At 69.1% G+C, this 2,194-nt stretch carries 2 protein-coding genes; both read left to right on the top strand.

The genetic code is table 11. The features are described 5' to 3' along the window. The coding region (locus ABYX71_RS11655; RefSeq protein WP_372696662.1) for a dihydroxy-acid dehydratase at positions 1 to 223 on the top strand (223 nt) is incomplete at its 5' end. A 24-nt stretch (positions 224 to 247) separates the two neighbouring features. Then, the gene (locus tag ABYX71_RS11650; RefSeq protein WP_372696661.1) at positions 248 to 2,095 is read left to right on the top strand and encodes a cation:proton antiporter; all 1,848 of its coding nucleotides are present in this window, start codon (positions 248 to 250) and stop codon (positions 2,093 to 2,095) included. The last annotated feature ends 99 nt before the right edge of the window (positions 2,096 to 2,194 follow it).

The raw sequence follows: 2,194 nt of genomic DNA, 5'->3' as shown, positions 1-2,194 counted from the left end.
CCTGGTCGAGGACGGGGACCGCATCGAGATCGACATCCCGGCCCGGCGCATCCATCTGGCGGTGGATGACGCCGAACTCGGCCAGCGCCGCGCGGCGGTGGAGCAATCGGCCACGCCGTGGCAGCCCCGGGATCGCCAACGGGTGGTGTCCAAGGCGCTGCAGGCCTACGCGCATTTCGCCACCTCCGCCGATCGCGGCGCCGTGCGTGACCTGAACCGCTGACAACCGCCCCGCGGGAGGGCCCGTATGCATCAGCACCTGCTGTTGGCGCTGACCGGCGTGGTGCTGTTCGGCGCGCTGGCCCAGTGGCTGAGCTGGAAGCTCCGGATTCCGGCCATCCTGTTCCTGTTGCTGACCGGTCTGGCGGCCGGGCCGTTCACCGGCCTGCTGCAACCGGACGCCATGTTCGGCGAACTGCTGTTTCCGATGGTTTCGCTGGCGGTGGCGGTGATCCTGTTCGAGGGCAGCCTCACGCTGCGCTTCGAGGAGGTGCGTGGGCTCAGCGTGATGATCCGGCGCCTGGTCAGCGTCGGCATGCTGGCCTCGTGGGCGGTGGCCAGCGTGGCGGCGCGTGTGTTCGTCGGCTTCGACTGGTCACTGGCGGCGCTGTTCGGCGCGCTGGTGGTGGTTACCGGGCCCACGGTGATCGTGCCGCTGCTGCGCGCCGTGCGGCCGAAGGCCGGCATCGCCACCGTGCTGCGCTGGGAAGGCATCGTCATCGATTCGGTCGGCGCCCTGCTGGCGGTGCTGGTGTATCAGTTCGTCATCACCCGGGCGGCGTCGGCGGACGATCGGTGGATGACGGTCGGCCTGACGTTCCTGAGCGTGATCGGCGTCGGAATCGTGCTGGGCGCGGTCGGCGGCTACCTGCTGGGCATCCTGCTGCGTCGCCACTGGCTGCCGGATTTCCTGATCAACACGGTGGTGCTGGCGGCGGTGCTGACGGTGTTCAGCGTGTCCAACGTGCTGGCGCACGAGTCCGGCCTGCTGGCGGTCACGGTGATGGGCATCCTGCTGGCCAACATGAAGCACGTGCCGCTGGAGGGCATCCTCGACTTCAAGGAAACCCTCACGCTGCTGTTCGTGTCCGGGCTGTTCATCCTGTTGGCGGCGCGCATCGACCTGGATGCGCTCGCGCGGGTGGGCCTGGGTTCACTGCTGGTGCTGGTGGCCATCCAGGGCATTGGCCAGCCGCTCAAGGTCTGGCTGTCCGGCATCGGCACGCAGTTCACCTGGCGCGAGAAGCTGATGCTGGCGTGGATCGGTCCGCGCGGCATCGTGGCGGCGGCCATCTCCGGCCTGTTCGCGCTGCGCCTGCAGGAAGCCGGCTTCGCCGGCGCCGACATGCTGGTGCCGCTGACCTTCATCGTCATTCTGGGTACGGTCATCTTTGCCAGTGCCACGGCGCGGCCGGCGGCCCGCTGGCTGGGAGTCGCCGACCCGGAGGACCGGGGCGTGCTGATCGTTGGCTCAAACCGGCTGTCCCGGGCCATTGCCGCGGCGCTCAACACACAGGGATTCCGCACGCTGCTGGCGGATGGTGACTACACCGGTATTCGCACCGCCCGAATGGAAGGCCTGAATGCCTACTTCGGCAACCCGGTGTCCCCGGAGGCCGACCGCACGCTGGACCTGGTGGGCATTGGACGGCTGTTTGCCATGTCGCGGCATCCGGAGCTGAACGCCCTGGCGACGGTGCGCTACCGGCGCGAGTTCGGTGCCGGCAACGTGTACGTGCTGCGCACGCGGCGCGAGACCGACGGCGCCGAGCGCGAGCGCATTGCCAGCCACATTCAGGGCCGGCCGATGTTCGGAGAGAACGTGAGCCACTCCGCCCTGCTGGGTTTGCTGGAGGAGGGCGCCAAGATTTCGGCAACGCGCCTGACCGAGGCCTTCGATTGGGATGCCTACCAGCAGCGTTTCGCCGACGGTGGGCAGTTGCTGTTCGCGGTCAGTCCGGCCGGTCGCCTGTACGTGACCGGCCCGGCCTTTGATGCGAGGCCGACGGCTGACTGGGTGTTGATCGGCCTGTACAAGCCGCGGCCTGAGGACGACGAAGCGGCCGGGAAGCAGGCCAAAGCGCCCGGCGCCTGACGGGCATCCCCCAGCGCCCGGGCGGCGCGGGGATGGTATACCTCGCCACGGGGCCTGTTCCCGTGGAGGGCTGATTCACGGCCGGGGGAGGGGCAGCCT

Origin of the sequence: Immundisolibacter sp. (genome assembly GCF_041625615.1) — a bacterium.
Lineage (GTDB): Bacteria > Pseudomonadota > Gammaproteobacteria > Immundisolibacterales > Immundisolibacteraceae > Immundisolibacter.
Note: the sequence above shows the minus strand (reverse complement) of the source record. Positions and strands in the feature narration are given on the sequence as shown.